Here is a 13,229-nt window from a genome sequence, read left to right on the forward strand (position 1 = left end):
TGGGAGGTGCCCCCAGCACCAGACGCCGCGGGCCACGCCCTTCGGGCGTACGGCGCTACTTTGCGGACACGGCCTAGGTCCCCACTCCCGGCTCCCCGCCCCGCGCTCCCCGCCCCAGGCCGCGACTTCCGGGCCCGCCTACGCGGCCGGCAGGCCGTAGGCGTCGGCGATCAGCCCGTAGCTGCGCAGCCGTGCCTCGGGGCCGTGCGCATTGGTCGTGATCATCAGCTCGTCCGCGCCGGTGCGCCGCACCAGCGCGTTCAGCCCCTCCCGCACCGCGTCCGGCGTGCCGAAGACGACGTTCCGCAGCCACCCCTCCACGAACTCCTGCTCGGCGAGCCCGAAGGCGTACCGCTCCGCCTCCTCCGGCGTCGGCACCAGCCCCGGCCGTCCCGTGCGCAGCCGCAGCATCGCCAGGGCGCCGGTGAGCACCTGCCGGCGGGCCTCCTTGGCGTCGTCGGCAGCCAGGGCCTGGACACCGATCGCGGCGTACGGCCGGTCGAGGACGGCCGAGGGCCGGAAGGAGTCGCGGTAGAGCTGCAGCGCGGGGACGGTGTTGGCGGCCGAGAAGTGGTGGGCGAACGAGAACGGCAGGCCGAGCTCGCCGGCGAGCCGGGCGCTGAAGCCGGAGGAGCCCAGCAGCCAGACGGACGGCCGGTCGGCGCGCTGCACCCCGCCGGCGACGCGGCCCTGGACGGGGCCGGGGACGGCGTGGATGCGGGCGTAGCGGTGACCGTCGGGGAAGTCGTCGTCCAGGAAGCGCGTCAGCTCGGACAGCTGCTGCGGGAAGTCGTCGGCCCCCTCGGCGAGCCGGTCCTGACGGCGCAGGGCGGCGGCCGTCGCGCCGTCCGTGCCGGGCGCACGCCCGAGGCCCAGATCCACACGCCCCGGCGCGAGCGCCTCCAGCGTGCCGAACTGTTCGGCGATCACCAGCGGTGCGTGGTTGGGCAGCATGACGCCGCCGGAGCCGAGCCGGATGGTCTCGGTGCGGGCGGCGAGGTGGGCGAGGAGGACGGCCGGGGAGGAGCTGGCGACACCGGGCATGGAGTGGTGCTCGGCGACCCAGAAGCGGTGGAAGCCGCGCCGCTCGGCGAGGCGCGCGAGCTCGACGGTGGTGCCGAACGCCTGCCGGGCCGTGCGGCCGCTGCCGACGGTCGCGAGGTCCAGCACGGACAGGGGCACCGGGGCGGTGCCCCGCGGATGCGCCCGGATGGTGTCGTCCCGTTCGTCCTGTGCGTCGGCCACGGTGGCCCGCCTCCCTGGTCTGGGTGAGTCCGGTCCGGAGCGCGGACGCGCCCCGACCGGCCATAACCGGAGCTTCTCTCCGCTTATTCCGGGCGAGCCGGCCGTGCGCCACCGGGCCCGCACCGCCCGACGCTCAGGCCACTGACATATGCCAAGGTCGCAAGTGCCAGCACAGGGGTACGGACGCCGTACCGATTCTGCTCAACACCCTCTCCACGCCGCCTGTTTCGCCCTTATCGTGGACAGCGGAGACCCACTGGAAACCGCAAGGGGGAGACCGTGGCGCTCAGGCCCGAGCCGACCGCACCGTTCCACTCGGTGCAGCACGCCCTGCGCGTGCTGGAGACGGTCGCCAAGTACACCGGCGGCGTGAGCGAGGCCCAGATCGCCCGCGAGACCGGACTGGCCACCGGCCAGCTCGCCCACCTCCTGCTGATGCTGCGCCGCGAGGAGTACGTGGAGCGGACCGGCGACGGCGGCTACGTCACCGGCGAGGCCCTCGTCCTGCTGGGCACCGGCGGCGACCGCGCCAAGGCACTGGAACGCAAGCTCCAGCGCTCGCTGACCGCCCTGCGCGACACGGTCGGCGCCGCCGTCTACCTGAGCAGCTACGTGGACGGCGAGATCCGCATCACGCAGTACGCCGACGGGCCGCGCACCCCACGGGTGCACGAATGGGTCGACTTCCGCTCCGCGGCGCACGCCATGGCGATCGGCAAGTGCCTGCTGACCCAGCTCGACCACGACGACCGGCGCGACCACCTCTCCCGCCACCGCACCGCCCGGCTCACCTCCAAGACGATCACCAACGAAAAGGTGCTCTTCAGCAAGCTGGACGCCCAGCCCGTCTCGGTGCCCGTCCTCGACCTGCAGGAGTACGCGGTGGGCACGGTGTGCGCGGCGGTGCCGGTCACCGCCGGACGCACGGTCGGCTCGCTGGCGCTCTCCCTGCCGGTGCGCCACGCCCACCGGCTGCGGCAGGCGGCCGACACCCTGAACCGGCACGCCGCCCCGATGCTGCTGTCGATGGCGCTCTAGGCCCGCGCCGGAGATCCCCGCCGGAACGAGCCGGCAGGGGCCCGTGTGACAGGTGGTTCGGAGCACCCCTCGACATCAGGTAGAGTTTTCTCTGTCAGCAGGCGCCGCTAGCTCAGTTGGTTAGAGCAGCTGACTCTTAATCAGCGGGTCCGGGGTTCGAGTCCCTGGCGGCGCACAGACAGACGAAGGCCCTCACCGATCGGTGAGGGCCTTCGTCGTACGGCCCGTAGCATGGGAGGCCGCGCCCGGCGGGGCGCGCCGCACAGCAGACCGGAGGGGAGGAGCGCACGTGTCACAGCGTCGCCGCCCGACGGCTGCCGCCGTGCTCCTGCTCCTCCTCGCCGTGGTCTTCGCCCCCGCCCTCAGCGGCGCGGGCCCCTCCGCCGCCGCCCCCGCGGGCCCCTCGGCCTTCGCCGCCTTCGCGGCAGCGCACGCTCCTGCTCCCGCTCCCGCTGCCGGCCCGAGTGCCGGCAGCAGGCCCGAGGCCGCTCCCCGCGCGGACTCCGGGACCACCGGCGGCACCTGCCGCCAGCAGGACGTCCCCCTCAAGGGCGCCGAGGCGGCCGTCGCGCACGGCCACGGCGACCCGCTCACCGGCCCCGGCGCCCCGCGCACGGCACTGCCGCAGACGCACGCCCCGCAGGCCGGTCCGGCCAGGGCCCCGCCCGCGCCGGTCGCCGGCTGCGCCGAGCTGCTCCCCGTCCTACGGATCTAGACCGGTCCGCCACGGCCCCGCGCGGGCCGTGCTCCGGCATGCCCAGATTCCGTACGACCCATGGAGCTCCACCCTCATGTCCGCACGCATCTCCACGCCCTCCCGCCGCCTCGCGGCCATCGGCGCCGTCCTCGCCCTCGTCGTGGCGCTCGTCGCCGCCGGCATCGCCATCGGCAAGAGCGCGGGCGGCGGCTCCGGCAAGCCGAAGGCGTCCGGCGACGACGCCGCCCTCACCTACGACCCGCAGCAGCCCACCTACGACCAGCTGGAGAAGACCACCAGCCGCCGCACGGACGGCGACCCGCTGGCGATCGGCAGGACCGACGCGCCCGTCGTCCTCGTCGAGTACGCCGACTACCAGTGCTCGTACTGCGGCCGCTTCACCCGCGAGACCCAGCCCGAGCTGATCAGGAAGTACGTGGACGAGGGGACCCTGCGGGTCGAGTTCCGCAACTTCCCGATCTTCGGCAAGGACTCCGAGCGGGCCGCCCGCGCCTCCTGGGCCGCCGGGCGGCAGGGCCGCTTCTGGCAGTTCCACGACGAGGTCTTCGCCAAGCTCCGCAAGGGCGACGCACTGGCCGAGGACAAGCTGGCCGAGCTGGCGGAGAAGGCCGGCGTGAAGGACCTCGACCGGTTCCGCACCGACATGAACGGCTCCGACGCCGCGGCCGCGGTCAAGAAGGACCAGGAGGAGGGCTACTCCCTCGGTGTGCAGTCCACCCCGACCTTCATCGTCGGCGGCCGGCCCCTCGCCGGCGCCCAGCCGCTGAAGGAGTTCGAGGCCGCCATCGCCCGGGCCAAGGCCGTCCGGGCGGCCGAGGCCGGCGACTCCGCGGCGCAGAAGTCCGGCAAGTGAACGACATCGGCTACCTCGCCGCCTTCCTCGGCGGCGTCCTCGCCCTGGTCAGCCCGTGCAGCGCACTGCTGCTGCCGGCCTTCTTCGCGTACTCGCTCGCGACCCCGGGCAGGCTGCTGGCCCGCACCGGCGTCTTCTACCTCGGGCTCGCGACCACCCTCGTGCCGCTCGGTGCGGCCTCCACCGCCGCCAGCCGGCTCTTCAACGGCCACCGGGAGCTGCTGATCACCATCGGCGGCTGGGTGGTCGTGATGATGGGCCTCGCGCAGATATGCGGGCTGGGCTTCGCCTCGAAGAGGGCCCAGGCGGCAGCCGGGCGCATCACGCCCCGCTCGGCGGCCTCCACCTTCCTGCTGGGCTGCGTGTACGGGCTGGCCGGCTTCTGCGCCGGGCCGATCCTCGGCGCGGTCCTCACGGTGACCGCCGTCAACGGCAATCCGGTGTACGGGGCGTCGATGCTCGCCGTCTACGCGCTGGGCATGGCGCTGCCGCTGTTCGTCCTGGCGCTGTTCTGGGACCGGTTCCGGCTGGGCAGCCGGCGCTGGCTGCGCGGCCGGGAGCTGCGCCTCGGCCGGCTGCGGCTGCACACCACCTCCCTGCTGTCGGGGCTGTTCTTCATCGGGATCGGGGTGCTCTTCCTCGGCTACGGCGGGACGACCGGGCTGCCGTCGCCGGTGGACGCCGACCAGGAGTTCCGGCTGGAGGAGCTCGCCACCCGAGTGGGCAACGCCGTGCCCGACTACGCCCTGCTGGCCGTGGTCGCGCTGGTGATCGCGGGGGTGCTGGCCCGGTACGCGTTCCGGCGCGACCCGGAGGAATGAGCGGACGGGCGGGTGCCGTGGGGCGGGCCGGGCGCCGGCCGCCCCACGGCCGTCCGTCCGCCCGTCAGCCCGTCCGGTTCAGAACCGGACGTCGGAACAGGCGTAGAACGCATTGCCCGTGTCGGCGATCGTCCACACCGCGAGGATCAGCTGCCTGCCCGTCCGGTCGCCGGGGAGCTTGCCCTGGTGGGTGACGGTGGCGTCCGGGACCCGGCCGTTGTAGGGGACCGTCAGGAACGGCTGCGGTTCGAGGTCGGACCGGGTGAGCGGTCTGGTGGGGTCGTAGTGGCCGTTGGTGAGGTAGTAGCGGAAGTCGGTGGTGGCGTGGCGGGCGGTGAGCCTCCAGCGGAAGGAGTAGCTCTGGCCGCCGGTGACCGTGGTGGCCGGCCAGTTCCCGCCGCGGGGGTCGTCGAGTCCGGCGAAGCGGCTGTTGCCGCCCGCGCAGAGGGTGCCGTCGGCGGGGCCGCGGGACGGGAAGCCCTTGGGTCCCTCGACGGACTGGGGCTCCCACTGGATCTCCCCGCAGTCCTGCACGGTGCCCTTGGCACAGAGCACCTGACGACTGGTGGGCGCGTCCGTGTAGCCGTGGCTGCCGGCGCTTCCGGTGGGGACGAGCGAGAGACACGCGGCGCCTGAGCCGATGATCGCCGCACTGATCTTTTTGCGCATGGCGCACTCCTCGTAGAACGTGGGGGGTTCTGTGAGTCGAGTGGATTGCGGTCTAGACCAGGGCAGACGCTAGTACCGGCCAATAGTCATGTCCAGGCCAAAATCGTGACCTGGGTGCGGATCGTTACGCAGCCGGTCCGGCGGGCCGCTTCTTCGTCCGCTTGCTCCGTACGGGTGACGGTCGGCCGTACAGGTGGGGGTCGTAGAGGGCGAAGCCGGAGAGGCGGACCTTGGTGCCCGGGCGGGCGGCCTCGACGTAGCGTCCGCCGCCCAGGTAGATCGCGACGTGGTGCACGCCGGAGGCGTGGCCGTTGGTGGACCAGAAGACCAGGTCGCCGCGGCGCAGTGCGCTGCGCGGGATGCGCCGGGTGGCGCGGTACTGGTCGGCGGCCACCCGCGGCAGCGTGACGCCGGCCCGGCGGTACGCCTGCTGAACGAGCCCGGAACAGTCCCACCTCCTCGGCCCGGAACCCCCGCGGAGGTAAGGGTCGCCCACATGGCGCAGCGCATAGGAAACAGCCCGCTCCACATCCGGCCGCGGCGCCCGCACGACACGCAGCGCCCGGCCTTTCCGCACAGCCACCCCCTGCGGGCCGACGGGAGCACGCGGGCCGACAGCGGGAGGCTTGGGCGCGGCGGGGGCGTTGAGGGGGGCGGGGGCGTTGAGGGGGGCGGGCGCCTCGGAGGCAGCGGGGGCCTTGGGGCCAGCGGGCCCGCTGAGGGGGCCGGGCGCCTTGGGGCCAGCGGGGGCCTTGGGGCCGGCGGAGGCGGCGAGGGGGGCGGGGGGCTTGCGCGCGCCCGGCGCCGTGGGCGCGATAGGGGCGTCAAGGGGAGCTGGGGCATCGAGAGGGGCGGGCGCCTTGGGAGCGCGCGGCGTCTTCGGGACGGCCGACCCCTTCGGGACGGCCGGGCGCTTGGGCACAGCCGACGCCCTGGGGGCGCCGGCCGACGCCTTGGCGGCCGCTGCAGCCTTGCCGACCGTCGACATCCTGGGGGCGGCCGGACGCCCGGGGGCAGGTGGCGCCGCGGGCACGCCCAGACGCCCGGAAGCGGATGGCGCCGCAAGCGCGGCCGGACGCACGGAAGCGGACGGTACCGCAGGCACGCCCGGACGCACGGAAGCGGACGGTACCGCAGGCACACCCAGACGCCCGGAGGCGGACGCCACCTCGGGCGCGGCCGGCGCCCCGCGCTCAGGCGGCGCCCCCCGCACACCCCCGGCATCAGGCTCAGGCGGCACCCCGGGCGCATGCGGGACCTCAGGCGCAGGCGGCGACTCCCCGTGCCCGGGCAGGGCCTCAGGGGCGGGCGGGGCTCCGGGGTCGCCGGGTTCGAGGCTGGGGGCCGGGTCGGGGGGATCGGCGGCGGCCGCCGAGGCCGTTCCCGCGCCGACGATCAGCGCGGCCCCCACGGCCGTCATCAGGGCGGCGCGCGGCCGCCGTCGGGCGTTCTCGGCGGGTATATCCCCTATGTCCTCGGACATCTCCCTACCGCCTTTCCTTCGGTTCACCCCTCCCGTTTCGCACGGCACAGCTTCTCAGCGACGGAAAAAGACCGCACGTCGCGCCCCGATCACCCTACGTAAGAATGATCCGGTCATTACGGGGTACAGCGGACGCCGATGCGGCCCCACGGCCACCACCGGGCCACCACCGGGCCACCACCGGGGCACCGCCGGAACCGGCCGCCCCGGCAGAGGTGGTCGGAAGCACCCCCGAACGTCAGGTAGAGTTTTCTCTGTCAGCAGGCGCCGCTAGCTCAGTTGGTTAGAGCAGCTGACTCTTAATCAGCGGGTCCGGGGTTCGAGTCCCTGGCGGCGCACGCGAGACTTAGGGCTCCTCACCACTGGTGAGGGGCCCTAAGTCGTTCCTTGAGCGATACGAACACACAAGCGCGTCAGCCGTGACCACTTAGGCAACGTTCGCACGCATCTTCGTTCGACGTACCGCTTTGCCCGGTAAACACCTTGTTTCACCCTTGCGATCATGATGAACGGTCCGAGATCCTGAAACGCACAGCTACACCCAATGTCACTTTCTGACCAGTGACTTGGGGCCAGTGAGTTGGGCGGTGCCGGGGGGAGCCGGCACCGGCGCGCGCCCGCACGGTCAAGGGGGGTCGGCGGGCTCTTGGACAGGCACACACGCAGTCACCATGCGTGCGGGGGGAATGACTGATGACGTCCACGCCTGCCGACGCCCGGCAGCAGACTTACGATCCGTCGGTGACGACGCGCCTGCGCGTCCCCGCCCCGGCCACCCCGGCGGACACCGCCGGGAGCCGGCCGCAGCCCCCGGATCCGCCCAGGCTCCCCCCGCCGCACCAACGCCCCGAGCGGCCCCGCTTCGACTACGAGCACTACAGCCGCCTGGCCGGGCCGCTGACCGACCCCGCCCCGGGCCCGGGCCCCTACCGCGTCCGCTACCGCAGCCTCCTGGCCGACGAGCCGCACCGCATCCAGGCGGCGCTGCTGCTGGGGGCGGCCCCCGTGGTCTCGCTGGGCCTGCTGATCTGGCTGATGCAGCCCTCGCACTGGACCCAGCGGGAGAACGGCACCCTGCTGATGCGCGTCCTCGACACCGTGATGCTGGTGTCGATCGGCCTGATCGAGCTGTTCCGTACGCTCAACGTCACCTCCAACGCCCACGCCACCCTCGTCGCCCGCGACCCGATACCGGTCGTTCCCGAGACCGGCACCAGAGTCGCCTTCCTGACCTCCTTCGTGCCGGGCAAGGAACCGATCGGCATGGTCACCAGAACGCTCGAAGCGGCGGTCCGGGTCCGCCACCGCGGCCCCGTGCACGTATGGCTGCTCGACGAGGGCGACGACCCGGAGGTCAAGGCCGTCTGCGCCCGCCTGGGGGTGCGCCACTTCTCCCGCAAGGGGGTCGAGAAATGGAATCGCCCCAAGGGCCCGCACCGGGCGAGAACCAAGCACGGCAATTACAACGCCTGGCTCGACGCGCACGGCGACGACTACGACTTCTTCGCCTCCGTCGACACCGATCACGTGCCGCTTCCCAACTTCCTGGAGCGGATGCTCGGTTACTTCCGTGACCCGGATGTCGCCTTTGTCGTTGGACCTCAGGTGTACGGGAACTACGACGCGGCGGTCACCAAAGCGGCCGAAAGCCAGCAGTTCCTCTTCCACGCCCTCATTCAGCGCGCCGGCAACCGCTACGGCGCCCCCATGTTCGTCGGCACCAACAATGCGGTGCGCATCAGCGCCCTCAAGGGCATCGGCGGCCTGTACGACTCGATCACCGAGGACATGGCCACCGGATTCGAGCTGCACCGGCACCGCAATCCGGCCACGGGCAAGAAATGGCGTTCGGTCTACACCCCGGACGTGCTCGCCGTCGGCGAGGGCCCGAACGCCTGGACGGACTTCTTCACCCAGCAGCTGCGCTGGTCCCGGGGGACGTACGAGACCATCATCAAGCAGTACTGGAAGGGTCCCTTCACCCTCTCGCCGGGGAAGTTCCTCAATTACACGCTGATGGTCATCTACTACCCCATGACAGCGCTCAACTGGATGCTCGGCGCCCTCAGTTGCGCCCTCTTCCTGGGGCTCGGCGCATCCGGGATCTCCATCAATTCCCAGGTCTGGATGATGCTCTACAGCGACGCGGCCGCCCTCCAGATCGGCCTCTACATCTGGAACCGCCGGCACAACGTCTCCCCGCACGAGCCCGAGGGCTCCGGCGGGCTCGCCGGCATGGTGATGTCCGCGCTCTCCGCCCCCGTCTATGCCCGTTCCCTCACCGACGCGGTCCTGCGCCGCAAGAGCAGGTTCGTGGTGACGCCGAAGGGCGACTCGTCCAGCCCCGACACCCTCTTCGGCACGTTCCGCATCCACCTCTTCTTCCTGCTCGTCTTCGGCGGGTCGCTGGTGGCGTCCTTCGTCCTCGGCCACACCCACGTGGCGATGCGCACCTGGGCGGTGCTCGCCCTGGCGGTCACCGTGGCCCCGATCCTGGCCTGGTGGTGGACCGTGTACCGCGCCGAGCACCCCGAGGGAGCCCGTCAGCAATGAGATTCCAACCGAGCCGCCGCACCCGCCGCACCGCGGTCGGTGCGGCGGTCGTGGTCGTCCTGGCGGGGATGAACGGGCCGGCGCTCTGGGGCTACGCCGCCGACCAGTACCACGATTACAAGATCAATCAGCCGAAGTACAAGGCGAAGAACGGCCACTGGGACGTCGTGGACGTGCCCAGGGAATACCGCATCAATACGATTCACGCCGCCCTGCTGCACACCGGCAAGGTGCTGCTGGTGGCGGGCTCCGGGAACAACGCGGCGAATTTCAAGGCCAAGTCCTTCCGCACGGTCCTGTGGGACCCGCGCACGAACGCCTTCGAGAACATCCCCACGCCCAAGGACCTGTTCTGTGCCGGCCACACCCAGCTGGCCGACGGCAAGCTCCTGGTGGCCGGCGGCACCCAGCGCTACGAAAAGCTGGAGGGCGACGTCACCAAGGCCGGCGGCCTGATGCTCGTCCACAACGAGAACCCCGACAAGCCGATGACGTTCCCGGCCGGCACCCGCTTCACCGGCAAGGAGAGCCACAAGACCTTCGAGTCGAAGGACGCGGTGCTCGTGCCGCGCGCCAAGAAGGAGGGCGAGGGCGACCAGGTCAAGGTCACCGCCAGCACCGCCCGCGTCTATGTGGAGGCGCTGGAGAAGGGTCACGAGTACGAGACGGGGACCACCGACAATTTCCGCATCGAGGGACTCGGCGGCGCCGACGCCCAGAACGCGTACGGCATCGCCAACAAGCTCTCCTTCGACAAGAAGGACTTCCAGGGCATCAGGGACAGCTTCGAATTCGACCCGGTCGCCGAGCGCTACGTCACGGTCGACCCCATGGCAGAGGCCCGCTGGTACCCGACGCTGACCACCCTTCAGGACGGAAAGGTGCTCTCGGTCTCCGGCCTCGACGAGATCGGCCAGGTCGTCCCCGGGAAGAACGAGATCTACGACCCGGCCACCAAGAAGTGGTCCTACCTGCCCAAGGAGCGCTTCTTCCCCACCTATCCGGCCCTCTTCCTCGCCGGCCGGAACAAGGTCTTCTACACCGGCTCCAACGCCGGCTACGGACCGGCCGACAAGGGCCGCGTCCCCGGCCTGTGGAACGTGGAGAGCAACGAGTTCACCGAGGTGCCCGGCATCAGCGACCCGGACGTCCTGGAGACGTCGATGTCCGTCCTCCTCCCGCCCGCCCAGAAACAGCGCTACATGGTGCTGGGCGGCGGCGGGGTCGGAGAGGACCGCAAGTCCACCGCCAGGACGCGCATCGTCGACCTGCGCGAGGAGAAGCCCCGCTTCCACGACGGGCCCGACCTCTACGCCAAGGTCCGCTACCCCAGCAGCGTCATCCTGCCCGACGACACCGTGCTCACCACGAACGGCTCGGGCGACTACCGGGGCCGCAGTAACTCCAACGTCCTGCAGGCCGAGCTCTACGACCCCGGGTCCAACTCCACCCGCCCCGTCGCGGACCCGCTCGTGGGCCGCAACTACCACTCCGGCGCGCTGCTGCTGCCGGACGGGCGCGTGATGACGTTCGGCTCCGACTCGCTGTTCGGTGACGCGGCCAACACCAAGGCGGCCACCTTCCAGCAGCAGATCGACCTCTACACCCCGCCCTACCGCTTCCGCGAGGGACGCCCCGAGATCAAGGAGACCGGGCCCCGCACCGTCAGGCTCGGCGAGCAGACCACGTACCGCACGAGCGACCCGAAGGACATCGCCCGGGCCCGGCTCATCCGGCCGGGATCGTTCACCCACGTCACCAACATCGAACAGCGCTCGATCGCCCTGGACATGACGAAGACCGCGGACGGTGTCACCCTCACCGTCCCGCAGGACCCTGCCCTGGTGCCGCCCGGCTGGTACATGCTCACGGTGGTCGACGGGAAGGGCACCCCGTCGGAGGCGGTGTGGGTGAAGGTCCCGGTGGCCGAGGAGCCGTCCTCCTGAGGGCCGGCCCGGAGGCGGTGGGGGCGACGGGTCCGGCGGGGCCGGTCAGCGGGAGTTGCGGGCCAGTTCGAGGGCGTAGGTCTCCCACCACTGGCCGGCGTCCGGGCCGCCCTTGCAGGCGCCGTCCGACTCCCCCGGCCGCTTGACCCACAGGTAGGCGTCGACCTGCCGGTCCCCGGTGCGGGTGGTCGGCGGCTCGCCGAGGGCCCGGCCGGAGGGGTTGCACCACGCCTTCTCGTGATCGCCGCCGGACAGCGGCCCGTTGCCGTTGCGGCTGGTGTCGATGACGAAGTGCTTGCCGCCCACCAGCCGGGAGAGGCGGTGGCCGTAGTCCTTGCTGTCCTCGGTGGTCTGGAAGTTGGAGACGTTGAGCGCGAAGCCGTCGGCCTGCTCGATGCCGGCCCTGCGCAGCGGCTCGGCCATCCGGTCGACGGGCGTGACCCAGCTCGGGTTGCCGGCGTCCAGGTACACCTTGGTCCTCGGCAGCGCCTTGAGCTTACCGACGGCCTCCTTGATCAGCGCGAACCGCTCCTCGTGATACTCCTGCGGCGTGCAGCCGTCCTCCATGTGCGGCAGGGCGTCCGGCTCCAGGATCACGGTCGCCGGGCGGTCACCGATGCCCCTGACCGCCCGGTCCAGCCAGGCCCGGTAGGCGTCGCCGTCGGAGGCGCCGCCCTGGGAGTACTGGCCGCAGTCGCGGTGCGGGATGTTGTAGAGCACCAGCAGGGCGTCCCGGTCGGCCTTGACCGCGGCCTCCGTGAAGCCGCGCGTCTGCCCCTCGGGGTCGTCGATGCCCACCCATTCCGCGACCGGCTGGCTGGCGATCTTCTGGAGCAGCTCGGCGTCGGCCTCCTTGCCCGACCGGCGCAGCCGCGCAGACTCCTTCGCCGCGGTCCCGTCCGGGTTCACCCAGAAGGGAGACCGCGCTTTGGGCTGCTGCTGGGCGGGCTGCTGCGAGGCGGGGGCGGCCTCCTTCTTCGGCGCCTCGTCCGAGGAGGAGCAGCCGGGGACCGCGAGAAGGAGGAGCACCCCCACCGCTCCGGCCCGCGCCGCGGCCCTGCGGCTGCGGCGGGTGTGACCGGTGTTGCTGCCGTACATCCACTCCCCCTTGGGTTTCCTGCCTCTGGAGGTGCCGTTGGAGGTGCCGTTCCCATGCTGGCACAGACGTGCCCCCGGCCGAGGGCAGTCATGTCACGACACGGTCCTCGGTCGCCCTCTTGGGCGACGGTCACACGTCCGGGACCGTGCCCGTCAGATAGGCGGAGACGACGAGGTTGGCGCTGTACGCGCGGCGGGCGCGGTCGTAGTCGCCGCCGCAGGTGATCAGGCGCAGTTCGGCGCGGCCCGCCCGGCGCGGGCCGTAGACCTTCGCGGCGTCGAAGCGGTTCTTGGTGAAGACCCTGACGTCCTCGACGGTGAACTCGGCCGTGGAGCCGTCCGCGCGGTCGACGGCGATCGTCTGGCCGCGTTTGAGGGACCCGAGTCCGTAGAAGACGCCCGGCGCCCGGTCGGTGTCCAGGTGCCCGACGAGGACGGCGGCGCCCCGGGTGCCCGGCTCGGGGCCGTCGCGGTACCAGGCGACGGTGTTGGGCCGGTCGTACGGGGGCGGCTCGACGGCGCCGGCCCGGTTCAGTCCGTGGCCCTCGACCGCGGCCCGCACGTTCATCGCGGGAATGGTCAGGCCCTGGGGGAGGGCGCCGGGCAGCGGCCGGTGGGGCGGGGGCAGGGCGGCGCCGGCCGGACGGCCCACGGCGGCGACGTCCCCGGTCGTGGGGGCGGAGGCCATCGGCACCTCGGTGATGTCCCGGCCCCACATCCACAACGCGACCAGCAGCGCGGCCCAGGCCGCCCCGGTCAGGAGGCGGCCCGCTCCGCTCGGGCGGTCCTCGGACATGGCCCGCGG

The 13,229-nt window shown here is 72.2% G+C and carries 11 protein-coding genes and 2 tRNA genes; 8 read left to right on the forward strand and 5 right to left on the reverse strand.

The window, feature by feature from the left end:
• Positions 1-138: 138 nt before the first annotated feature.
• Positions 139-1,245 carry an LLM class flavin-dependent oxidoreductase gene (locus IE182_RS23780; RefSeq protein WP_190111955.1) on the reverse strand — a complete coding sequence of 369 codons (1,107 nt, stop codon included), beginning with the start codon at positions 1,243-1,245 and terminating at the stop codon, positions 139-141.
• Between the two features lie 279 nt (positions 1,246-1,524).
• On the opposite strand from IE182_RS23780, the gene IE182_RS23785 reads away from it, so the two are divergent.
• The 5 genes from IE182_RS23785 to IE182_RS23805 all read left to right on the forward strand — a co-directional run bounded on the left by IE182_RS23785 (position 1,525) and on the right by IE182_RS23805 (position 4,675).
• Positions 1,525-2,283: an IclR family transcriptional regulator gene (locus IE182_RS23785; RefSeq protein WP_190111956.1), complete on the forward strand. Its 759-nt coding sequence runs from the start codon at positions 1,525-1,527 to the stop codon at positions 2,281-2,283.
• 101 nt (positions 2,284-2,384) lie between these two features.
• Positions 2,385-2,458, forward strand: a tRNA-Lys gene (locus tag IE182_RS23790).
• 114 nt (positions 2,459-2,572) lie between these two features.
• Complete coding sequence (locus IE182_RS23795; protein ID WP_190111957.1) at positions 2,573-2,998, forward strand: hypothetical protein; 426 nt, start codon at positions 2,573-2,575, stop codon at positions 2,996-2,998.
• 76 nt (positions 2,999-3,074) lie between these two features.
• On the forward strand, positions 3,075-3,854 hold the full coding sequence (locus IE182_RS23800; RefSeq protein WP_190111958.1) for a DsbA family protein: 780 nt from the start codon (positions 3,075-3,077) through the stop codon (positions 3,852-3,854).
• A complete protein-coding gene (locus IE182_RS23805) occupies positions 3,851-4,675 on the forward strand; it encodes a cytochrome c biogenesis CcdA family protein (RefSeq protein ID WP_190111959.1) in 825 nt (274 codons plus the stop codon). Before IE182_RS23800 ends, IE182_RS23805 begins: the two co-directional genes overlap by 4 nt.
• A 78-nt stretch (positions 4,676-4,753) precedes the next feature.
• Here IE182_RS23805 and IE182_RS23810 read toward each other — a convergent pair whose 3' ends face one another.
• Positions 4,754-5,344, reverse strand: coding sequence for a lytic polysaccharide monooxygenase auxiliary activity family 9 protein (locus IE182_RS23810; RefSeq protein ID WP_190111960.1), 591 nt, complete (start codon positions 5,342-5,344; stop codon positions 4,754-4,756).
• 124 nt (positions 5,345-5,468) lie between these two features.
• A complete protein-coding gene (locus IE182_RS32655; RefSeq protein WP_308432153.1) occupies positions 5,469-6,827 on the reverse strand; it encodes a C40 family peptidase in 1,359 nt (452 codons plus the stop codon).
• A 264-nt stretch (positions 6,828-7,091) separates the two neighbouring features.
• On the opposite strand from IE182_RS32655, the gene IE182_RS23820 reads away from it, so the two are divergent.
• The 3 genes from IE182_RS23820 to glxA all read left to right on the forward strand — a co-directional run bounded on the left by IE182_RS23820 (position 7,092) and on the right by glxA (position 11,326).
• Positions 7,092-7,165 (forward strand) — tRNA-Lys (locus tag IE182_RS23820).
• 355 nt (positions 7,166-7,520) lie between these two features.
• The gene (locus tag IE182_RS23825) at positions 7,521-9,380 is read left to right on the forward strand and encodes a glycosyltransferase family 2 protein (RefSeq protein WP_190111962.1); all 1,860 of its coding nucleotides are present in this window, start codon (positions 7,521-7,523) and stop codon (positions 9,378-9,380) included.
• On the forward strand, positions 9,377-11,326 hold the full coding sequence (gene glxA / locus IE182_RS23830) for a radical copper oxidase GlxA (protein ID WP_190111963.1): 1,950 nt from the start codon (positions 9,377-9,379) through the stop codon (positions 11,324-11,326). The genes IE182_RS23825 and glxA overlap by 4 nt, the downstream gene beginning before the upstream one ends.
• Positions 11,327-11,371: 45 nt before the next feature.
• On the opposite strand, the gene IE182_RS23835 is transcribed toward glxA, so the two are convergent.
• Together IE182_RS23835 and IE182_RS23840 are read right to left on the reverse strand one after the other, a co-directional pair.
• On the reverse strand, positions 11,372-12,424 hold the full coding sequence (locus tag IE182_RS23835) for a glycoside hydrolase family 6 protein (RefSeq protein WP_190111964.1): 1,053 nt from the start codon (positions 12,422-12,424) through the stop codon (positions 11,372-11,374).
• Between the two features lie 130 nt (positions 12,425-12,554).
• Complete coding sequence (locus IE182_RS23840; protein ID WP_190111965.1) at positions 12,555-13,220, reverse strand: class F sortase; 666 nt, start codon at positions 13,218-13,220, stop codon at positions 12,555-12,557.
• Positions 13,221-13,229 lie beyond the last annotated feature (9 nt).

Source organism: Streptomyces cinnamoneus (assembly GCF_014650495.1).
GTDB classification, from domain to species: Bacteria; Actinomycetota; Actinomycetes; order Streptomycetales; family Streptomycetaceae; genus Streptomyces; species Streptomyces cinnamoneus.